The following is a 20,881-nucleotide window of genomic DNA, read 5'->3' on the forward strand; positions in this document are numbered from 1 at the left end:
TTTTTTGACCACGACGATGAGCCCGTGAGCCCCATGACTACCATGCCTGCTGCCCCCTCGACGCCCCTGGCGACTGATGCTCGTTGCCCTTGCGGCAGTGCTAATTCCTATGGCGAATGCTGCGCGCCTTTGCACCGGGGAGCGGTCACCCAGAGCGTCGAGGCGCTGATGCGCTCACGCTACTGTGCTTTCGTGCTAGGCCTTGAGGATTACCTGCGCAGGACCTGGCATCCCGATACCTGCCCAACCGAAATGGGGCTGTCGGCAGATACGCGCTGGAAGCGCCTCGAGGTGCTGGACCACGGGCAGGTTGACGGCCAAGACAGAGAGGATGAGACAGGCTGGGTGCACTTTCGTGCCACCTTTCATGAGCATGGTCGCTGGCAGCGCCTTGAAGAAGTCTCACGCTTTACCCGTCTGGGTGACAGATGGGTCTATGTGGACGGGACTCCGCAGTTATCAGTGCTCAAGCCTGGACGTAATGAGGCATGTCCCTGCGGTAGCGGTCGCAAGCTGAAGAAATGCTGTGGCGTTTGAACGACTGCGCCGGCTATGAGGTCGGCGACAACGGCATTGAGGTGGAGAGCCGCAGCGTCTCAAAGTGCTCGAGCAGCAGCCGGTGTTCGGCGCGCTTCTGATGTAAGCCGCCATGCAGGAATGGCTGCAGCAACAGCGTGGCGTTGAACTCGCACATGGCTTCGTAGAACTGCTGAGCGCGCTTGGCTGCCGCAATGGTCTTGCTGAACTGACGACGCGCCGCGCTGATCGGCTCATCGCCATCGGCGAGCGATATCGCCTCGCCACTGTGCTCTTGTTCGCACTGGGGCGTGAGCATGTCCATGCTGCCGGCCAAGGATTCGAGCCATGCCAAGCGGGCGTCGCATTCCGTGCCCAGGACGGTCAACAGCCGGCAAGTGGCGGCATCAAGTGGCAGGAAATCAGAGGCCACGCGATGATAGCGTTGACCTTCCGCTTGCTCATGAGTCCAGAGTGTCTGGAGTTGCCGCTTGGGGTCTAGGTTGATGGCGAGCAGTGACCTGGCGGTAACGGTCATATTGGCCTCCTTGTTGCCTTGGCAGCACTTGGGCTCGGTTGTCCATCCGCACAGCATAAGGGGTTACGCCCGCCCTCATTTTGATGGCCATCAATAAAGCGAGCCCCTGAGGTATCGACGTGGCATTGATGTCGCTGTGTAACCTCTAGAGATGTCGGCCAGGCGCCTTCTGGAGCCAGTAGACGTCAAAAGGCCGCCGATCAGGGACCGGCGGCCTTTTGAGTCGTGAGATGGCCGGCTAGCGGAACCGGACCGGCCACTCTCTCGTGCTGCAAGCTAATGCGACTCACCTAGGCCGCCAATGACGGCTGGCGTCGTGGGTTTTTCAACCCTATAGCTTGTACAGCAAGCTTACTTGGCGGACTGAGAAGCGGTTTTGACGCTGCTCTCGACCAGCTTCTGGCTCTGCTGAGCGAAGTCCTGATGCAAGGCGACGACCTTCTCAGTGTCGCCCTTGACGCGCTCACCAAGATCTTTCGCGACCTTCTGCTGGTCTTCGATATAGCTGCGCAGGCCTTCGGCATCCTTGATGTCCAGGGCGGCGCGCGCCTGGCTCAGGGTGGTGTCGCTGTAGGCCTTGAAGGCATCGAACTGAGCGTTGGCCAGCTTCTCGCTGTAGTCGATGGTCAGCGCTGCATAGGCGCGGGCCGGACCGAAGAAGAAGGTTTCGAGCTGTTCGGTGGTCTTGCCAAAGTTGATGTTGTTCATGAAGTCGTTCATTGCACACCTCCGTAGGATATCTGGATACGAAGGATTTCGACCTTCGCTGCAATGCACAATAGCAGTCTCTTTGTTGCGGTGCAATATAGATCGTGGTCAAGAGCCCTGGAAGCTTGTCATGAGTGATCGCTATCCCCGGGCGAGCTTGGCATGATGGCTACAGGAATGGTCAGGGATGGACGATGAGGATCAAGATGTCGGAAAAGGACTCGCTACCCCCAGTAGATTGGGATCCACACAAGGGGCATATCAGCGCTTTCACGACCCGGGTCTATCAGGTCGAATGGCTGTTGGTGAGCCTGGCCATCTTCTACCTAGTGGTCGTCGGTTCGCCGCAGATGGGTGGCATGTCCATCGTGCTAGGTACCGCTGGCTATTTCCTGTTCAGCCTGCTGGCGAGTCGGCTCAAATATTTCGATGAGCGCCGGCGCCTGCTTTTGACCCTACATACCCTGGCCATGGTGGGCTTCATCACCTGGTTTCTGCATGGCATCGACGGTGTGCAGGGACCCATGGGCAGCCTCTACCTGCTTGCAGTGGTCACCAGCGCCTTGACCCTGGGATCAACGGCAACCTTGCTATTGGTGGGCTTGATTGCGGCTTGCTACCTGTTTCTTTTCCAGTCCGCTGGTGGGGATTTGTTAAGCGCAGAGGGGCTCGTCCTGGCGGGCTCCAACCTGATGGTCTTTCTGATTACCGGCTATCTCACGGCGGTATTAGTGGATGCCATTCATGTCTCGAACCGCATGCTGTTGAAGTTGGCGACCCGCGATGCCCTGACCAATATGTTCAATCGTCGTGCTTTCTTCGATTTGGTCACGCCTATTCATGCTGATGCCTTGCGCTATCGCCGCCCCTTCAGCGTGGTGATCATCGATATGGATGACCTAAAGGTCATCAATGACCGGGAGGGGCATTCGAGTGGGGATAGCGCGTTACGAGCGGTGGCGAGCTGCCTGGAAGACTGCAAGCGGGCGAACGATCTGGTGGCCAGGTTAGGGGGGGATGAATTCGGCATGTTCCTCCCCAATACTGATGAACAGGGAGCCGTCGCGATGCTCGAGTGCCTGCTCGAGCGAGCCGAGGACGAGTTGCCCCGCATCAGTGTCGGGGTGGCCACCTATCCGCAGCACGGCGAGTCGCTCGAGACGCTGATGGAGCATGCCGATCATGCCATGTACTCGAGCAAGGCTGCCGGCGGGCACCGTGTTTTCCTGAGTGGCGCGCCTCGGCAAGTAGCCAACTGATGCTTTCACAACCTTGGATAGTCTTTTTTCAGGTACAGGTAGTCTTTTCTCCGGTAATAAGGACAGCCCGATGAACGATACCCGCATTGAGCATGACAGCATGGGTGAGCTAGAGGTGCCGGCTGACGCCCTCTATGGTGCTCAGACCCAGCGCGCGATCAATAACTTCCCGGTCAGCGGCCAGCCCATGCCAGTGGCTTTCATTCACGCCATTGCGCGTATCAAGGCCGCAGCAGCCAAGGTGAATGCCGAGCTTGGGTTGCTGGATGGGGCGCGTGCCGATGCGATACAGCAGGCGGCCGAGGCCATCATTGCCGGCAAGCACGATGATCAATTCCCCATCGACGTGTACCAGACGGGGTCGGGGACCTCGAGCAACATGAACATCAATGAGGTCATTGCTCACCTGGCGTCCCGGGAAGGGCTCGAGGTGGGGCCTAACGATCACGTCAACATGGGGCAGTCGAGCAACGACGTCATTCCCACGGCAATACACGTGTCGGCGTCCATGGCGGTGAAAGATGCGCTGTTGCCGGCGCTTGCGCACCTGCAGGCCACTATCGATGCCAGGGCCGCCGAGCTCGATGGCGTGGTCAAGACCGGCCGCACCCACCTGATGGATGCCATGCCGGTGCGCATGAGCCAAGAGCTTGGTGGCTGGTCGAGCCAGGTGTCTCAGGCCATCGAGCGTTTCGAGGACGGGCAGGTGCGGCTTGGGCGCCTGGCCCAGGGCGGCACGGCCGTGGGGACCGGGGTCAATGCCCACCCCGAATTCGCCGAGCGCATGGCCATCGCCTTGAGCGATCAGACCGGCCTGGCGCTGATGCCCAACGACAGTCCCTTCGCCAGCCTGGCCGGCCAGGATGCCGCCGTCGAGCTCTCGGGGCATCTCAAGACCTATGCCTGTACGGTGATGAAGATCGCCAACGACCTGCGCTGGATGAATTCCGGGCCGCTGGCGGGCCTCGGCGAGATCGAACTGCAGGCCCTGCAGCCCGGCAGCTCTATCATGCCGGGTAAGGTCAACCCGGTGATTCCCGAATCGGCGGCCCAGGCCGCGGCTCAGGTCATCGGCCTGGATGCGGCAGTCACGGTGGCCGGGCAGAGCGGCAACTTCCAGCTTAACGTGATGCTGCCCCTGATCGCCCACAACCTGCATACCGCCATTGCGCTGATGACCAACGTCAGTCGACTGCTTGCCGATCGGGCCATCGCGACCTTCAGCGTGCGTGAGGACAACATCACGGCGCCGCTGTCGCGCAACCCGATCCTGGTCACTGCCTTGAACTCGGTGATCGGCTACGATGCGGCGGCGGCGATTGCCAAGAAGGCCTATCAGGCGGGGCGGCCAATTCTCGATGTGGCCGAAGAAGACACCGACCTGGGGCGTGATGAACTGGAAAGGCTGCTGGACCCGGCGGCGCTGACGCGTGGCGGCATTCCCGGCGATTAATCGCCTTCACGCCTTGCTACTCGCAGGTAGATCGGCAGCGGGTGGCCTCGAGTCGGCCTATCACCAATCGCATCATCTGGCCCCACAGCACGAGAACCCATCGAAAACGCCGCGCTCGGAAGAGTGCGGCGTTTTTTACGCGCAGACGGCCTGCTAGGGGCCGCTTTTCAGGGCTGGGCGTGTGCTGGCCAAGCGGTCAGGCGGCCTGGGCCTCTCTGCGATGGGTGATATAGCGGCTCAGGCGTTCCACCTCATCCGCCGAGAGGCGCAGCCCCAGTTTGGTGCGCCGCCAGAGGATGTCATCGGCGTCGCGGGCCCATTCCCGCTCCAGCAGGTAGTCGACCTCGGCGGCGGTGAGGCCGGCGCCGAAGGCTTCGCCAAGGTCTTCCTCGCGACGGGCATTATCCAGAAAGCTCAAGCAAAGGCTGCCATAGCTCGAGGCCAAGCGCCGGGCCCGGGATTCGCCGAGGAAGGGATAGTCCCTGATCAGACGCGCCATGAAGGCGTCCTGGCTGCCGATGTCGCCGCCCGGTAGCGGTCGGTCGTCGGTCCAGCTCGGCCCCATATTCGTAAGCACGGGTGCCAGCTTGTCCATGGCGGCTTCGGCCAGTCGACGATAGGTGGTGATCTTGCCGCCGAAAATCGACAGCAGCGGCGCGCCCTTGTCGTCCATGTCCAGGGTGTAGTCACGGGTCATGGCCGAGGGGTCGGCGGACTCGTCATCGCACAAGGGCCGCACCCCGGAGAAGGTGGTCACGATGTCATCCCGGCTCAGGGTCTGACGGAAGTGCGCATTGACGACGTCGAGAATGTAGTCGGTTTCTTCGTCGCTGGCGTTGACCGTGGCCGGGTCGCCTTTGTAGCGACGGTCGGTGGTGCCAATCAGGCTGAAGTCCTGCTGATAGGGCAGCACGAAGACGATGCGGCCATCGTGGTTCTGCAGGATATAGGCGCGCTCGTCGACGTTGATGCGCGGGACCACTAGGTGGCTGCCCTGAATCATGCGAATGCCATAGCGTGACCGGCGTGTCGTCTTGCCGCTGATGAACGACTCTACCCAGGGGCCCGCGGCATTGACCAAGGCCTTGGCGCGGCGAGTGACCTGCCGCCCGGTATCGCGATCCTCGAGCGTGATGCACCAGGCGCCGTTTTCTTCGCGCGCCTCGACGCAGCGGGTGCGGGTCATGATCTCGGCGCCCTGTTCCTGGGCCTGAAGGGCATTGAGTATCACCAGCCGAGCATCGTCCACCCAGCAGTCGGAATACTCGAAGCCGCGGGTAATGGCCGGCTTAAGCGGGCTTGTGGCATCGAAGCGTAGCCCCTTGGAGCTTGGCAGGCTGGCGCGCTGGCTCAGGTGGTCATACAGGAAGAGGCCGGCACGAATCATCCAGGCCGGACGCAGATGAGGCTGGTGCGGCAGGATGAAGCGCAGCGGCCAGACGATATGTGGCGCTTTCTTCAGCAGCACCTCGCGCTCGTGCAGGGCCTCGCGCACAAGGCGGAACTCGCGGTGCTCAAGGTAGCGCAACCCGCCGTGAATCAGCTTGCTGCTGGCAGATGAGGTGGCACTTGCCAGGTCCGCCTGCTCGCACAGCCCGACCCTGAGGCCTCGTCCTGCCGCGTCATTGGCAATGCCAACGCCGTTGATGCCGCCGCCGACGACGAAAAGATCGAGAAGCTGCTGCTGGGGTTCACGCATGGTTCGCTCCGCGAGAAGAGGGCTCAGCGCGTCTCTCGGTGAGACTATTTGCTGGTGAGGCCCGACATGTGTTCGTTTTAGAAAATTTAGTATAGGAAAGCGAACACTGAAGATGCAAATCGAAAATGCGCGTCATATAGACAGGCATGCCGGCGCAGCCGGATATCGTCATCACGCGGGTAACGGCAGACTGCATCACTGAGGCTCGAGCTAGCAGAAGAGAGTGCGGGGGAGCATGAAGAAGAGAGTGTGGAGAAAGCAGGGCAACGCTGCCCGGCGATACGGACGGCGGGGTAGACGTGCGTATCAGGCCTCGGAAGCCATCGGTGCGATATGCAGGGCCACATCGTGGCTGTCGAGCAGTCGGCGGATCGCTTCGGGCGGCTCACGATCCGTAAACAGGGCGTCGATTTGCGTAATGCGGCCCTGGCGGACGACCGCATTGCGGTGAAACTTCGAGTGATCGGCGATCAGGAACACCTGGCGAGAATTCTGGATGATGGCCTGAGCGACCCGCACTTCCTGGTAGTCGAACTCGAGCAGCGAGCCGTCCTCGTCGATGCCGCTGATGCCGATGATGCCGACGTCGACCTTGAACTGGTTGATGAAGTCGATGGCCGCCTCGCCGATGATGCCGCCGTCTCGCGAGCGTACCTGGCCGCCGGCGACGATGACGTTGAAGTCTTCCTTGTGCTGAAGGATGGCCGCCACGTTGAGGTTGTTGGTGATTACCTCGAGACCCTGGTGGTGCTGCAGCGCCTCGGCGACCAGCTCGTTACTGGTACCGATGTTGATGAACAGCGAGGCATGGTTGGGAATCTGGGCCGCCAGATACTCGGCGATACGTCGCTTGGCCTCGACGTTCAGGGTCTTGCGCGTGTGGTAGGCGGTGTTGACGGTGCTCGATTCCAGGCCTGCGCCGCCGTGCACGCGACGAATCAGCCCCTCATTGGCAAGGGCATTGAGGTCGCGTCGAATGGTCTGCGGCGTGACGCCGAAGTCGCGGGTCAACTGTTCGATGGAGGCGTAACCCTGGTGCTTGACCAGAGCGATGATGGCATCGTGACGTTTCTGCTGAATCATGGCAGGCCCGGCCTGGCTGAAGGTAAGTATGAAACTAAGTAGGGGCGCGGTTGGGCGCGCTGGGGCTTATTTTAGCAAGAAACGGCAGGGCGTTGGTGGCGTGGCATAGCGCATTGGTTGGGCGTTAGACGATGGTGGTATGCACGCAAGCCGTTCTGCCAATTGTTGTAAAACGAAAACCACTTTACCCTTTTCTTATTCGAAAACGAAAGGTGTCGCCGCCCCAACAGGGCCACCTGCACCGGCTCGCTAAAGGAATCTGTTTCATGGCCTCCTGCATCCTGTCCATCGACCAGGGAACCACCAGCTCCCGCGCCATCCTGTTCAACCGGGACGGAGAGATCCTGGCCTCGGCCCAGGAGGAATTCGCCCAGCATTTTCCCGCCGATGGCTGGGTCGAGCATGATCCTGAGGATCTGTGGCGCACGGTCGAAAACAGCTGTCGAGCGGTGCTCGAAAAGGCCAGCCTGGGCGCCGATCAGGTGGCGGCGATCGGTATCACCAACCAGCGGGAAACGACCCTGGTATGGGATCGGGCGACGGGGAAGCCGGTGTATCCCGCCATTGTCTGGCAGGATCGGCGTACCCATGAGGTGTGTCGGCGCCTCAATGATCAGGGCCATGGCGAGCTGATTCAGCAGCGTACTGGCCTGCTCATCGACCCCTACTTCTCGGCGACCAAGCTCAAGTGGTTGCTGGACGAAGTGCCCGGTGTTCGTGAGCGCGCCGAGGCCGGCGAGCTGGCCTTCGGCACTGTCGATACCTTCTTGTTGTGGCGCCTGACCGGTGGGCGCGTACATGCGACCGATGCCACCAACGCCTCGCGCACGGCGCTGTTCAATATTCACACCCAGCGCTGGGATGATGACCTGCTCGAGCTGTTCGGCATTCCGCAAAGCCTGCTGCCCGAGGTGAAGGATTCCAGCGCTGACTTCGGCACCGTCGATGACTCCCTGCTTGGCGCTCCGGTCCCGGTGGCCGGCATCGCCGGTGATCAGCAGGCGGCGCTGGTCGGTCAGGCCTGTTTTGCGCCAGGAATGGGCAAGAGCACCTACGGCACCGGCTGCTTCATGATCCTCAATACCGGCGACAAGGCCGAGACGTCGCGTAATCGCCTGCTTACCACCGTCGGCTATCGGCTCAACGGCAAGGTCACCTATGCCATGGAAGGCAGCATCTTCGTTGCCGGTGCCGCCATCCAGTGGCTGCGCGATGGCCTCAAGCTGTTCGCCGATGCCGCCGAGACCGAGCAGTTGGCCAGCACCACTCGCAGCGGGCACGGCGTCTATTTGGTGCCGGCCTTCACCGGGCTCGGTGCCCCGCACTGGGACCCTCAGGCTCGTGGCGCCATCTTCGGGCTGACACGGGATACCGGCATCGCCGAACTGGTCGCGGCCGGCCTGCAGTCGGTGTGTTTCCAGACGCGAGACCTGCAAGCCTGCATGGATGACGATATCGCCGCCACCACCGGCACCCTGCGCGTCGATGGTGGCATGGTCGCCAATAACTGGGTGATGCAGTTCCTGGCCGACATGCTGGGGGTGCCGGTTGATAGGCCTCAGGTGCTCGAGACCACGGCGTTGGGGGCCGCATATCTCGCCGGGCTGCATATTGGCTGGTATCGCGATCTCGATGAGATCGCGGCCCTGTGGAACGGCGAGCGCACCTTCACGCCCGAAATGCCCGAAGCGGAACGAGAGAGGCTCTATCAGGGCTGGCGGGAGGCGGTGCGCCGGGTAAGAAGTGACGTTCAGGCCGGCGATGACCAGGTGGTCGCTCTCTGAGCATGGCTTGTCGCCAAGCGGTTGAGTTGCCGTCAGTTTTTTTTGGCAATGGGCTTGCATTCTACAGGGTGATGGGTAGAATACGTCTCCGTTGCCGAGGCAAGAAGTGCTCGCCACGCAGCAATAGATGCAGGACCGTAGCTCAGTTGGTTAGAGCGCCACGTTGACATCGTGGAGGTCAGCGGTTCAAATCCGCTCGGTCCTACCAAGCATCTTTGCCACGGCCAACAGCAGGACCGTAGCTCAGTTGGTTAGAGCGCCACGTTGACATCGTGGAGGTCAGCGGTTCAAATCCGCTCGGTCCTACCAGATTCTAAAACCCCGCAGCCAATGGCTGCGGGGTTTTTTCGTTGCTGGCGCTTTTCTCTCAGCTTTGCAGCCATCTCCCCGTCTTGCCGCTCAGAGCGTCGACAGGTCGGTGCGTGCGGCGAATACCGCCATCAGCGCTTCGATGCCGGCCTGATCGTGCTCGTCGAAGCGACCGGGCAGGGGGCTATCCAGATCCAGCAGTCCCCACAGGCCATCATCCCCCAGAATGGGTACCACCAGCTCCGAGCGAGAGTCCGCATCGCAGGCGATGTGGTCGGCCACGGCGTGGACATCCTCGACCCGCTGGGTTTCCTGGCTGCGAGCGGCGGCGCCACAGACACCTTTGCTGAAGGGAATCGGGTTGCAGGCGGGCTTGCCCTGGAAGGGGCCCAGAATCAGCGTTTCAGGCAGGCGGTGCAGATAGAAACCGGCCCAGTTGAGGTCGGGCAGGCTCTGCATGATGAAGGCGCAGGTCTGGGCGCTATTGGTCAGGGCATCGCGGGTATCGAGCAGGGCGTCGAGTTGGCGAGCCAGCAGGTCATAGTCGGTGGTGCGGCGTTCGGTCATGAGCGCTCCTCGTCTCATTCAGTAGAAGGTGTCATTGGTGATCGCCGATAAGGGCGAGTCCCAGATGGCAAAACGCCAGCGCAGGTGGCGCTGGCGTTTTGCGTTTAGCGGTCGGTATGCGGTCTGGCGCTTACTGCCAGCCGGGAACCGCAGCACCCTTGAACAGCTCGTCGGCCTTGGCGATCACGGCGTCGCTCTGGTAGGCGTCGACCAGCTGCTTGATGGCTTCGCGGTCTTCATCGCCGCTACGCACCACGATCAGGTTGACGTAGGGGGACTCGGGGCCTTCCTTGATCAGGGCGTCGTCCAGGCTCAGGCCGGCCGGCTGGGCGAAGGTATTGTTGATGAAGGCCATATCGACGTCGGGCAGCACGCGCGGCAGTTGAGCCGCTTCGATCTCGCGGAACTCGAAGTCGTTCGGGTTATCGATGATGTCGATCGGCGTGGCTTCCAGGTTCTGCGGGTCCTCGAGCTCGATCAGGCCCTGGTTGTGCATCAGGATCAGTGAGCGGCCTTCGTTGGACGGGTCGTTGGGCAGGGCGATGACGGCACCTTCCGGCAGGTCGTCGATGCTCTCGAACTTCTCGGAGTAGGCACCGATCGGGTAAACGAAGGTGCGTCCGGCAATCGCGAAGTCATAGCCGCGGTCGTTGACCATGCTCTGCATGTACGGCTCGTGCTGGAAGGCATTGGCATCCAGGCTGCCATCGGCCAGAGCGGCGTTGGGCGAGACATAGTCGGTGAACTCGATGATCTCGGCATCCAGGTCGTACTTCTCCTTGGCAATGCCCAGGGCCACCTGCATGACCTCGGTCTCGGGGCCAGCAACGGTGCCGATCTTGAGCGTCTGGTCTTCCTCACTGCTGCAGCCGGCCAGCAAGCCGGTACCGACGAGTGCTGCGGCCGCCAGCAGGCGGGTGGGGCGAAGCAGGTTTGCCAGGGTATTGGTCATCGTGATGCTCTCCCTTGGGGCTAATAAGCCGCGAATGATCTCCCGCCGGGTGGGCGAGGTGTTAATGGCAAACCGGACGGTTGGCGTCCGGCGCCGTTTGGCGTCCTGCCATCCGGGCAGGGCGCGATCGTTACTTGTGGTCGGCCTTGCGCACCAGGTGGTCGCCAAGGCTCTGAAAGCCCTGCACCATGACCACTAGAATGGCAACCGTGATCAGCATGACGACCGGGTCGAAACGGTTGTAGCCGTAGCGTATGCCCAGGTCACCCAGCCCGCCACCGCCGACGGCGCCGGCCATGGCCGAGTAGCTGATCAGCGTCACCACGGTGATGGTCATGCCATTGATGATGCCGCCCCTGGCTTCGGGGAGCAGCACCTTGGTAATGATTTGATAGGGCGTGGCGCCCATCGATTGGGCGGCCTCGACCAGCCCTGGCGGCACTTCATTCAGCGCCCCTTCGACCAGGCGAGCGACGAACGGAATCGCGGCGATGGTCAGCGGCACGATGGCGGCGTTGGTACCGATCGAGCTGCCAGCGATCAGCCGCGTAAAAGGAATGATCGCCACCATCAGGATGATGAAGGGAATCGAGCGGCCGACGTTGGTCACGATAGCCAGCACACTCTGTGTCACCGGGTTGGCGAGAATTTGCCCCGGCCGTGTGACGTAGAGCAGCACGCCCAGCGGGATCCCGGCAATGGCTGCGATCAGCCCGGCGATGCCGACCATGTACAGCGTTTCGAGAGTGGACTCGAGAATCAGTTCAAGCATCGCGTTGGACATGGCCAAGCACCTCCACTTTAAGGTCGTGGGCTTCCAAGTAGTTGAGCGCCGCGCGGGTGTCGTGTGAGTTGCCGATCAGCTCGGCGATCATCAGTCCCAGTGTGCGGTCCTGAATCGACTCGACCTTGGCCTGCAGGATGCTGACATCGACCCCGCACTCGCGGGCCAGACGTGATACCAGTGGTGTGGCCACGGCGTCGCCGCCGAAGGCCAGGCGTACCACCGGGTGAGTGTTGACGCTGGGCTCTGCCTCGAGTCGCTCGACCAATGCGCCCGGCGGCTCAAGCTCCAGGAAGTCATTGAGGAACTCGCGACCCAGCTGGGTCTGTGGTGCGGTGAAGAAGTCGCCAACGTCGGCCTCTTCTACCAGCTCGCCGTCGGAAATCAGGCCGACCCGGTCGCAGATGGTCTTGACCACTTCCATCTCGTGGGTAATCAGCAGAATGGTCAGGCCCAGCTGTTGGTTGATTTCCTTGAGAAGCTCGAGGATGGAACCGGTAGTTTGCGGGTCCAGTGCCGAGGTGGCCTCGTCGCACAGCAATACCTTGGGCCGGCTGGAAAGTGCCCGGGCGATGGCCACGCGCTGCTTCTGGCCGCCGGAGAGCTCGGCTGGGAACTTGTCGGCTTTATCGGCAAGCCCGGTTAGGTCGAGCAGTGGCAGCACGCGTTCCTGGATGGCGCTCTTGCTCATGCCAGCCAGCTCCAGCGGCAAGGCGACGTTGTCATAGACGCTGCGTGAAGAAAGCAGGTTGAAGTGCTGGAAGATCATGCCGATCTGGTGGCGGGCCTGATTGAGGCTTGGGCCACTCAGCCGCGTGAGCTCCTCGCCGTCGACCTGGACGCTGCCGGTGGTGGGGCGTTCAAGCAGGTTGACGCAGCGAATCAGCGTCGACTTGCCGGCACCGGACAGGCCGATGACGCCGTGGATGCTGCCTTTGGGGACATGCAGGTCGACGTGCTTCAAGGCCTGAATGGCATGAGCGCCGCTGCCGTATGTCTTGGAGACGTTTTCGAGTCTGATCATGGGTCCGTCGAGTCGCTGGCCGATCGAAGTGGCTGCGGCACCGTAAGGCAGAGAAGGGCAGTCTAGCGGGCAAAAAAAAGGCCACCCTGACGGGTGGCCATCAACGCTGGACACACCCTTTTAGCTGCACTTCCCGCTCGGCTCGACGAATCGAGCCAGACGAGGGCGCCCGCAAGCCGGGTACAAATCGGCGCCTAAAAAAAGTGGTGTGAATCTTAGGGTGCCCACCGTGGGGTGTCAACGATCCTGGTACAAGTTTCGGCCAATGGCGCCAATAACCAGTGCATATCGCTGTCCGCGAGGCGATATGTGCAAGATGTATATCGAAGCACGCGCGCTGCGCCTTGGGTCAGGCGTTCGCAGCACTTCACTAATGACGCTTCCAGGGGCGTTGCCATGAACTGTGCCAGAACCTTGCCCGCACAGTGATATTGGACGTTGCCGAGACGTTACCTGGCTATCTCGTCTCTCTCTCGCCTCTCTACGCGCTACAAGGCCCTGCTGGATGGGCGTTTAGGCTGGTAGACTCGACGTTTTGGGGGCGCCGAGTCGCCCGGATGATGTCGTACGCAGAGGATCGTCATGTTTACCGGTATTGTTCAAGGCACTGCCACTCTGGTGTCAGTGGCCGATAAAGAAAACTTCCGGACCTTCGAAATGGCCCTGCCGCCTGAGCTATGCGAAGGGCTCGAGACCGGCGCCTCGGTGGCGCATAACGGGGCCTGTCTGACGGTGACGGCCATCGAGGGGAGCCATGTTTGGGTGGACCTGATGCGCGAGACGCTGCGGCTGACCAATCTTGGTGCAGTAGCCGTGGGGGATCGCATCAATATAGAGCGTGCGGCACGCTTCGGTGACGAGATCGGCGGCCATGCCATGTCCGGTCATGTGGTCTGCATGGCGGAGCTGGTCGAACTCGAGGAGGCGCCCAACAATCGTCGCCTGTGGTTCGAGGTGCCCGCTGCCTATGGCCGTTTCCTGTTCGACAAGGGCTACATTGGCGTGGATGGCATCAGCCTGACCATCGGCGAAGTGCGCCAAGATGATGGGCGCGCGCCTCGCTTCTGCGTGAACTTGATTCCCGAGACCCTGGCGCGGACCACCCTTGGCGACCGCAAGCCCGGCGATAACGTCAACATCGAGATCGATCCGCAGACCCAGGCGATCGTCGAGACCGTCGAGCGGGTAATGGCCAGTCGCGGCTGAGTAGACGCCTCAAGGAGTTGACCACCCCGTCAGCTTTTCGTTGGCGGGCATGCGTGCCCCTGGCCCGGCGATTGCTTATAAATGGTCTAGCGAATGCCATGAGAGGCCAGGCTGTGCCCGTCATGGCCCATCGCAGCGGCCGGTGATCCCCCGAGGCTCGCCGGCCGTGTCGTATCAGGATGCCGCCTATCGCATCGGGCTTGGCCGATGGGGTAAGATGTGCGGCTTTTCTCGCACCCGGACCATCAGGGTCCACGCGCCAGGGTAGGGTAACGCCGATGTTGAAACGACTGCTCGACAACCACTTCAAACTCAGCGAACACGGCACCAACGTTCGTACCGAGATCATCGCCGGGGTCACGACCTTCCTGACCATGGCCTACATCATCTTCGTTAACCCGAGCATCTTGTCGGAAGCCGGGGTCGATTATGGCGCGGTCTTCGTCGCCACCTGTGTGGCCGCCGCCATCGGCTGTCTGATCATGGGGTTATGGGCCAACTATCCCATCGCCATGGCGCCAGGCATGGGGCTCAACGCCTTCTTTACCTACGGTGTGGTGCTGGGCATGGGCTATTCCTGGGAGACCGCGCTGGGCGCCGTCTTCCTGTCGGGCCTGACTTTTTTCCTGCTCAGCGTGTTTCGCATCCGCGAGTGGATCATCAACTCGATTCCCATGACCCTGCGCCTGGGGATCGCGGCGGGTATCGGCCTGTTCCTGGCGATGATCGCCTTGAAGAACGCGGGTATCGTGGTCGACAACCCGGCGACCCTGGTATCGCTCGGCGATCTGACCCAGCCGTCGGCGCTGTATGCCCTGGGTGGCTTCTTCGTGATTACGGCGCTGTCCTATCTGCGGGTCACCGGCGCGGTGATGATCGGCATCCTGGGCGTTACCGTGCTGTCGATGCTGCTGGGCCACAACGATTACAACGGCGTGATGTCGATGCCGCCCTCCGTGGCGCCGACCTTCATGGCCATGGATGTCGCCGGTGCCTTCAACGTGGCGATGTTCAGCGTCATCTTCGCCTTTCTGTTCGTTGATCTCTTCGATACCTCCGGCACCCTGATCGGCGTCGCCCATCGCGGCGGGCTGCTCGACAAGGACGGCAAACTGCCGCGGCTGGGCCGTGCCATGATGGCCGACTCTACCGCCTCGATGGCGGGTGCCGCCCTGGGCACCTCGACCACTACCAGCTACATCGAGAGCGCGTCGGGTATTGCTGCGGGCGGCCGCACTGGCCTTACCGCAGTGGTGGTGGGCGGGCTGTTCCTGATCAGCCTGTTCTTCTCACCGCTGGCCGGCTCGATTCCCGCCTACGCAACGGCCGGGGCGCTGCTCTACGTGGCCTCCTTGATGGCGGGTAGCCTGGCGCATGCCGACTGGGACGACGCCACCGAAGCCGCCCCGGTGCTGATTGCTGCGCTTGCCATGCCGCTGACCTTCTCGATTGCCGAAGGTATCGCCCTGGGTTTCATCAGCTACGCTGCCATTAAGACCCTGTCAGGCCGCTTCAGCGACCTGAATCCGGCGGTAATCGTGCTGGCGATTGTCTTCGCCCTCAAATTCTTCTTCCTCGACTGACCACTGGACTCGATCTTCGATGAGCATCTACGGCGACTACATCAAATCCGTGATTCGCACCGTCCCCGACTGGCCGCAGCCGGGGGTCAACTTCCGTGATATCACGCCGCTTTTGCAGAACAGTGCCGCTTTTCGCAAGCTGATCGACAGCTTCGTGCATCGCTACCAGGAAATGGATCTGGATGCGATCGCGGCCATCGACGCTCGCGGCTTCATCATCGGCGCCCCCTTGGCCTATGAGCTCGGCTGCAGCTTCGTGCCGGTGCGCAAGAAGGGCAAGTTACCGTTCCGCACCATCAGCGAGACCTACACCCTCGAGTACGGGCAGTCTGAAGTCGAGCTGCACGCCGATGCCTTCCAGCATGGCGACCGCATCCTGCTCGTCGATGACCTGATCGCGACCGGCGGCACCATGTGTGCAGCGGCCAAGCTGATTACTCGCTCCGGCGGTCACGTGGTCGAAACCGCGACCATCATCGACCTGCCAGAGCTCGCTGGTTCCGACAAGATTCGCGAGGCCGGTTTTGGCGTCTTCGCTGTCTGCTCCTTCACCGAGGACGAGTAAGCCTCGTCCCCCGCTACGTTTTTGGTAATTCGTCATGAGCGCCAACCGCTATCAGCAACATTTCATCGTTTCCTGGGACCAGCTGCATCGCGATGTCCGCGAGCTCTGCCATCAACTGGTCGAGCGTGACTTCAAGGGCATCGTCGCCATCACGCGGGGTGGCCTCATCCCGGCAGCCTTGATCGCCCGTGAGCTCAACCTGCGCCTGATCGATACCGTGTGCATCAAGAGCTACGACCACATGGATCAGGGCGGCCTCGATGTCATGAAAGGCGTCGATCACGACGGCGATGGCTGGCTGCTGGTGGATGACCTGGTCGATACCGGCAAGACGGCACGCAAGGTGCGTGAAATGTTGCCCAAGGCGCACTTTGCGACGGTCTATGCCAAGCCGGAAGGGCGTCCGCTGGTCGACCAGTTCCTGACCGAAGTGGGGCAGGACTGCTGGATTCAGTTCCCCTGGGACATGGGCGTTGCCTACGTCGAACCGCTGGCCGATCGCGTGCGTGGCGAGGCCTCAGGCGAAGACGCTAGCTGAGGTCGAGATGTCGGAGAGCCTGTCAGCGCAACACCCCTTGCCGGAAAGCTGGGATCGTCACCTGGGGGCAGAGTTTGACGCCCCCTACATGCAGGCGCTGCGTGACGCCCTGGCCAAGGATAAGCGCGAGCGGCGCATCATTTATCCGCACTCGTCGAACTGGTTTCGGGCCTTCCAACTGACGCCGCTCGACCAGGTCAAGGTCGTGATTCTCGGTCAGGACCCCTATCACGGTCCGGATCAGGCGCACGGGCTGTGCTTTTCGGTGCAGCCAGGGGTCAAGCTGCCGCCGTCGCTCAGGAACATCTACAAGGAGCTGGCAAGCGACCTTGGTTGCACGCCGGTCGATCACGGCCATCTCGAGTACTGGGCGCGCCAGGGCGTGCTGTTGCTCAATACCGTACTGACCGTCGAGGCGGGGCAGGCGGCGTCACATCGCGGTCGCGGCTGGGAAACCTTCACCGATAGGGCGATCGCCGCCGTCAATGAGCACTGCGCACCCTGTGTCTTTTTGCTGTGGGGCAGTCATGCCCGCCGGAAGAAGGCGCTGATCGATACCGACCGCCATCTGGTGCTGGAGTCGCCGCACCCGTCACCGCTTTCAGCGCACCGCGGCTTCTTCGGCAACCACCATTTTTCACAGGGCAATGCCTTTCTCGCCGCCCATGGCCGTGAGCCCATCGACTGGCAACTGCCCACTCAGCCTTAACCTCATCGACCGATAGGGGTAGAATGTCGCGCAATTTGTGCATGATCTTCATGCGACAAAGCCGTTATTCGTCCCATCCCGTCGCCCGAAGAGGTCCGCCGCCATGAGCGTTCACGCCATCAATCATCCCCTGGTCAAGCACAAGCTCGGCCTGATGCGCGCCAATGACATCAGTACCAAGAGCTTCCGTGAACTGGCCGGAGAAGTGGCCAAGTTGCTGACCTACGAAGCTACCCAGGATCTCGAGGTCGAGCCGACTACCATCGAGAGCTGGAGCGGCGAACCGATCCAGATCGACCAGATCAAGGGCAAGAAGGTCACCATCGTGCCGATCCTGCGCGCGGGCCTTGGCATGCTCGATGGCGTCACCGACTTGATTCCCAGCGCCCGTATCAGCGTAGTGGGGCTCTATCGCAATGAAGAGACCTTAGAGCCGGTGCCGTACTTCGCCAAGTTCGCCAACGATATCGAAGAGCGTCAGGCCATCGTCATCGACCCGATGCTGGCCACCGGCGGCTCGATGGTGGCGACGCTGGACATGCTGCGCGAGCGGGGCTGCCAGCAGATGAAGGTCATCGTGCTGGTCGCGGCACCGGAAGGCATCAAGCGTGTCCAGGAATCTTACCCGGACATCGAGATCTACACCGCGGCGGTCGACGAGCGCCTCGACGAGAACGGCTATATCGTGCCGGGTCTCGGCGATGCTGGCGACAAGATCTTCGGGACTCGCTGAGCCGTGATCTAATAGAGCAAACGCCCCTGACGTGACCACGCAGGGGCGTTTTGCTGTGCGCTCCCTTATTTTTGCGCCTTGATGGCGGGCTCGGGTTATTTATCCCAGTTTCTTGTTGCTCGCTTTTAATTGCTCACCTTGGAGAACCTGATATGACCGATACGGTGGCCGGCCGCCAGCCGACTCAATCTCTGCCGCGCACCCTGCTGACCGGGGTGCAGATGCTGTTCGTCGCCTTCGGTGCCCTGGTACTGGTACCGCTGCTGACCGGGCTAGATCCTAACGTGGCGCTGTTCACGGCGGGGGTGGGCACGCTGGTGTTCCACAGCGTTACCCGTCAGAGCGTGCCGGTGTTCTTGGCCTCGTCCTTTGCCTTTATCGCGCCCATCCAGGGCTCGGTTCAGAGCTTCGGCATTCCCGCGACCATGGGTGGCTTGATGGCGGCAGGCCTGGTCTATGTGGTGATTTCGCAGTTCATTCGCCTCAAGGGCACGGCCTGGCTGCACCATCTGCTGCCGGCGGTCGTGGTGGGGCCGGTGATCATGGTCATCGGCCTGGCGCTGGCCCCGGTGGCCGTGGACATGGCCACGGGCGAGACCAGCGATGCCATCGGCTATGGCCAGGCGCTGGTGCTGTCGATGGTAAGCCTGCTGGTGACGCTGGTGCTGGCGGTCTTCGGTCGTGGCCTGATTCGCCTGGTGCCGATCATGGGCGGCATCGTCACCGGCTATGTGCTGGCGCTGCTGATGGGAGTCGTCGACTTTACGCCGGTCGAGGAGTCGGCCTGGCTGGCGCTGCCGTCCTTCACGGCCCCGGCCTTCAATTGGGCCGCCATCCTGTTCATGATTCCGGTGGCCATCGCGCCGGCGGTGGAGCATATCGGCGATATGGTCGCCATCGGCTCGGTGACCAAGAAGAACTACCTCGAGAAACCGGGCCTGCATCGCACCCTGCTGGGCGATGGCCTGGCCACCAGCGTGGCGGCGCTATTCGGCGGTCCGCCCAATACGACCTATTCCGAAGTGACCGGTGCCGTGACGCTGACGCGTGCCTTCGACCCGCGGATCATGATGATCGCCGCCGTGACCGCCATCCTGCTGGCGTTCCTCGGCAAGCTCGGTGCGCTGCTGCAGACCATCCCCGCCCCGGTGATGGGCGGCATCATGACGCTACTGTTCGGCTCGATCGCGGTGGTGGGCATGAACACCTTGGTGCGCGCCGGCCATTCGCTGACCGCACCGCGTAACCTGGTGGTGGTGTCGTTGATTCTGGTCTTCGGTATTGGTGGCATGCAGGTGGGTGGCGGCCAGTTCACCCTGCAGGGCGTGAGCCTGGCGGCGTTAGTGGGCATCGTGCTCAATGCTGTGTTGCCGCCAGCCAAGGAAGGAGAGTAGGCCAAACTCGGAACAGCACGGGGGCTGTCGATCTAAGAGGTCAAGGCCTCAGACGTGGTGTTGCTCATCCCCGCCGTCAGAGAAGGACGGCGGGGTATTGGCGCTGACGATCACGCATTCGCTGTCGCCTGCATTGCGAAAGCGGTGGGGTAGGCGTGAATCGAAGTAGTAGGCGTCGCCTGCCTTCAACTGCTGCACTTCGTCGGCGACCTGCAGCTCGATAGTGCCGGCGACCACCACGCCACCTTCCTCCCCGTCGTGCTCCAGCATTTCTTCACCGGTGTCCGCCCCGGGGGGATAGTGCTCGTGGATGATCGACATGCTGCGGTTGGGCCTGCGAGCGCCAACCAGTTTCCACGAAAGGGTGCCGTCGCCGATCTCGGTCAGTTCGCTAGAGGGGTAGAAGACCTGATCGTGAGACTCGATCTCACCGGCGAAGAACTCACTGATCGACACCGGCATTGCATCGAGAATCTTCTTCAGCGAGCTGACCGAAGGGCTGACGCTGTTTTGCTCGATTAATGAAATGGTGCTGTTGGTGACTCCGGCCCGTTTGGCCAGTTCCCGCTGTGACAGTTCTCGCGACAAGCGCAACTGCTTGAGGCGGTTGCCGACGTCGAATCCACTCATAAGCAGCCTTTGTTGAACATCTTTTACAGCATGATACCCACTCATGAGCGGGAACTTAAGTGCATGTTGGTCTCTGATCGAGGGTTTGTGCGAAAAGTCGGCGAGCGCATTGGTGCTCGGGCGCGCACTAAGACGATGGTGGGCAACGTGCATTATGAGGGTTCGTGGCGGGCCGCTTTGCGTTAGGCTGTCTGCAGCGATAATCCTTGTGAATCAGGGATAAAACGAGGACTTGAGATGACGCATGATGAAGTAACTGGGCTGATTTTGGCCGGCGGCCAGGGGCGACGCATGGGCGGTCGCGACAAAGGGTTGGAGCCCTTCGGGACCGCGCGTCTGATCGAGCATGCCAAGCGTTGTCTCGAGGGCCGCGTGGCTGAGGTGCTGATCAATGCCAATCGGCATCTCGATGAGTATCAGGCGCTGGGGAGCCGGGTGATCCGTGACCGGGAAGGCGGCTATCAGGGGCCTCTGATGGGTATCTGGAGTGGCCTGGAGGCCGCCGAAACACCTTGGGTGGTCGTGGTGCCCTGCGATAGTCCGGCGCTGCCTAACGACCTGGTGGAGCGCCTGATCGCCGCGATCGGCGAGGCCGATATCGCCGTCGCCCACGATGGCGAGCGGGACCATCCGGTGGTGGCCTTGATTCGCCGCGACCTCGCCGCGGACCTTGGTGAGGCCTTGCGTGAGGGCGAGCGCAAGATCGACCGCTGGTACGCTCGTCATGCCTGGGTCCGGGCAGATTTCAGCGACTGCCCCGCCGCCTTTGCCAACCTCAATACCGAGGACGACAAGGCCCGGCTGGCCCAGCAACTGCGAGCCGATGAAGCCTGACAAGCTGTTCATT

General features: G+C 61.8%; 21 protein-coding genes and 2 tRNA genes. 14 read left to right on the plus strand and 9 right to left on the minus strand.

The window, feature by feature from the left end; translation table 11 throughout:
- Nucleotides 1-33: 33 nt before the first annotated feature.
- Nucleotides 34-537, plus strand: coding sequence for a YchJ family protein (locus BLR71_RS13495; protein ID WP_245696464.1), 504 nt, complete (start codon nt 34-36; stop codon nt 535-537).
- 13 nt (nt 538-550) lie between these two features.
- Here BLR71_RS13495 and BLR71_RS13500 read toward each other — a convergent pair whose 3' ends face one another.
- Together BLR71_RS13500 and BLR71_RS13505 are read right to left on the minus strand one after the other, a co-directional pair.
- The gene (locus BLR71_RS13500; protein WP_092527414.1) at nt 551-1,054 is read right to left on the minus strand and encodes a hypothetical protein; all 504 of its coding nucleotides are present in this window, start codon (nt 1,052-1,054) and stop codon (nt 551-553) included.
- Nucleotides 1,055-1,405: 351 nt separating this feature from the next.
- Entirely contained in the window at nt 1,406-1,774 is a 369-nt protein-coding gene (locus BLR71_RS13505) for a phasin family protein (RefSeq protein ID WP_245696466.1), read from the minus strand.
- Nucleotides 1,775-1,968: 194 nt separating this feature from the next.
- Between BLR71_RS13505 and BLR71_RS13510 the strand changes: the two genes are divergently transcribed.
- Entirely contained in the window at nt 1,969-3,021 is a 1,053-nt protein-coding gene (locus tag BLR71_RS13510) for a GGDEF domain-containing protein (protein WP_175491685.1), read from the plus strand.
- A gap of 70 nt (nt 3,022-3,091) precedes the next feature.
- Complete coding sequence (locus tag BLR71_RS13515; RefSeq protein ID WP_092527418.1) at nt 3,092-4,474, plus strand: class II fumarate hydratase; 1,383 nt, start codon at nt 3,092-3,094, stop codon at nt 4,472-4,474.
- 196 nt (nt 4,475-4,670) lie between these two features.
- On the opposite strand, the gene glpD is transcribed toward BLR71_RS13515, so the two are convergent.
- Together glpD and BLR71_RS13525 are read right to left on the minus strand one after the other, a co-directional pair.
- A complete protein-coding gene (glpD, locus tag BLR71_RS13520) occupies nt 4,671-6,173 on the minus strand; it encodes a glycerol-3-phosphate dehydrogenase (protein ID WP_092527421.1) in 1,503 nt (500 codons plus the stop codon).
- Between the two features lie 306 nt (nt 6,174-6,479).
- Complete coding sequence (locus tag BLR71_RS13525; RefSeq protein ID WP_092527423.1) at nt 6,480-7,256, minus strand: DeoR/GlpR family transcriptional regulator; 777 nt, start codon at nt 7,254-7,256, stop codon at nt 6,480-6,482.
- 266 nt (nt 7,257-7,522) lie between these two features.
- Here BLR71_RS13525 and glpK point away from each other — a divergent pair, with 266 nt between their 5' ends.
- The 3 genes from glpK to BLR71_RS13540 all read left to right on the plus strand — a co-directional run bounded on the left by glpK (nt 7,523) and on the right by BLR71_RS13540 (nt 9,349).
- A complete protein-coding gene (glpK, locus tag BLR71_RS13530) occupies nt 7,523-9,040 on the plus strand; it encodes a glycerol kinase GlpK (protein ID WP_092527425.1) in 1,518 nt (505 codons plus the stop codon).
- 131 nt (nt 9,041-9,171) lie between these two features.
- A tRNA-Val gene (locus BLR71_RS13535) sits at nt 9,172-9,248 on the plus strand.
- Nucleotides 9,249-9,272: 24 nt separating this feature from the next.
- A tRNA-Val gene (locus BLR71_RS13540) sits at nt 9,273-9,349 on the plus strand.
- A gap of 90 nt (nt 9,350-9,439) precedes the next feature.
- Here the strand turns inward: BLR71_RS13540 and BLR71_RS13545 are convergent.
- The 4 genes from BLR71_RS13545 to BLR71_RS13560 form a co-directional block, all read right to left on the minus strand.
- Nucleotides 9,440-9,916, minus strand: coding sequence for a GAF domain-containing protein (locus tag BLR71_RS13545; RefSeq protein ID WP_092527427.1), 477 nt, complete (start codon nt 9,914-9,916; stop codon nt 9,440-9,442).
- Between the two features lie 130 nt (nt 9,917-10,046).
- Entirely contained in the window at nt 10,047-10,868 is an 822-nt protein-coding gene (locus BLR71_RS13550; protein ID WP_092527429.1) for a MetQ/NlpA family ABC transporter substrate-binding protein, read from the minus strand.
- A 130-nt stretch (nt 10,869-10,998) separates the two neighbouring features.
- Nucleotides 10,999-11,652, minus strand: a complete 654-nt coding sequence (locus tag BLR71_RS13555) for a methionine ABC transporter permease (RefSeq protein ID WP_092527431.1) — start codon at nt 11,650-11,652, stop codon at nt 10,999-11,001.
- Nucleotides 11,633-12,676 carry a methionine ABC transporter ATP-binding protein gene (locus tag BLR71_RS13560; RefSeq protein WP_092527434.1) on the minus strand — a complete coding sequence of 348 codons (1,044 nt, stop codon included), beginning with the start codon at nt 12,674-12,676 and terminating at the stop codon, nt 11,633-11,635. Before BLR71_RS13560 ends, BLR71_RS13555 begins: the two co-directional genes overlap by 20 nt.
- Before the next feature lie 582 nt (nt 12,677-13,258).
- On the opposite strand from BLR71_RS13560, the gene BLR71_RS13565 reads away from it, so the two are divergent.
- The 7 genes from BLR71_RS13565 (at nt 13,259) to BLR71_RS13595 (ending at nt 19,404) form a co-directional block, all read left to right on the plus strand.
- Nucleotides 13,259-13,882, plus strand: coding sequence for a riboflavin synthase subunit alpha (locus tag BLR71_RS13565; RefSeq protein WP_092527437.1), 624 nt, complete (start codon nt 13,259-13,261; stop codon nt 13,880-13,882).
- 278 nt (nt 13,883-14,160) lie between these two features.
- On the plus strand, nt 14,161-15,465 hold the full coding sequence (locus BLR71_RS13570; protein ID WP_092527439.1) for an NCS2 family permease: 1,305 nt from the start codon (nt 14,161-14,163) through the stop codon (nt 15,463-15,465).
- Nucleotides 15,466-15,484: 19 nt separating this feature from the next.
- The gene (locus tag BLR71_RS13575; RefSeq protein WP_092527441.1) at nt 15,485-16,030 is read left to right on the plus strand and encodes an adenine phosphoribosyltransferase; all 546 of its coding nucleotides are present in this window, start codon (nt 15,485-15,487) and stop codon (nt 16,028-16,030) included.
- 34 nt (nt 16,031-16,064) lie between these two features.
- Entirely contained in the window at nt 16,065-16,568 is a 504-nt protein-coding gene (gene gpt, locus BLR71_RS13580) for a xanthine phosphoribosyltransferase (RefSeq protein WP_092527442.1), read from the plus strand.
- Between the two features lie 7 nt (nt 16,569-16,575).
- Nucleotides 16,576-17,277 (plus strand): uracil-DNA glycosylase, encoded by a 702-nt coding sequence (ung, locus tag BLR71_RS13585; RefSeq protein ID WP_092527445.1) that lies wholly within the window; start codon nt 16,576-16,578, stop codon nt 17,275-17,277.
- 103 nt (nt 17,278-17,380) lie between these two features.
- Nucleotides 17,381-18,010, plus strand: coding sequence for a uracil phosphoribosyltransferase (upp, locus tag BLR71_RS13590; protein ID WP_092527448.1), 630 nt, complete (start codon nt 17,381-17,383; stop codon nt 18,008-18,010).
- Nucleotides 18,011-18,162: 152 nt separating this feature from the next.
- Complete coding sequence (locus tag BLR71_RS13595) at nt 18,163-19,404, plus strand: uracil-xanthine permease family protein (protein ID WP_092527451.1); 1,242 nt, start codon at nt 18,163-18,165, stop codon at nt 19,402-19,404.
- 48 nt (nt 19,405-19,452) lie between these two features.
- Here BLR71_RS13595 and BLR71_RS13600 read toward each other — a convergent pair whose 3' ends face one another.
- Nucleotides 19,453-20,034 (minus strand): cupin domain-containing protein, encoded by a 582-nt coding sequence (locus BLR71_RS13600; RefSeq protein WP_092527454.1) that lies wholly within the window; start codon nt 20,032-20,034, stop codon nt 19,453-19,455.
- Between the two features lie 237 nt (nt 20,035-20,271).
- On the opposite strand from BLR71_RS13600, the gene mobA reads away from it, so the two are divergent.
- Nucleotides 20,272-20,868: a molybdenum cofactor guanylyltransferase MobA gene (mobA, locus tag BLR71_RS13605; RefSeq protein ID WP_092527457.1), complete on the plus strand. Its 597-nt coding sequence runs from the start codon at nt 20,272-20,274 to the stop codon at nt 20,866-20,868.
- Nucleotides 20,869-20,881 lie beyond the last annotated feature (13 nt).

It is taken from the genome of Onishia taeanensis, from assembly GCF_900100755.1.
GTDB classification, from domain to species: Bacteria; Pseudomonadota; Gammaproteobacteria; order Pseudomonadales; family Halomonadaceae; genus Onishia; species Onishia taeanensis.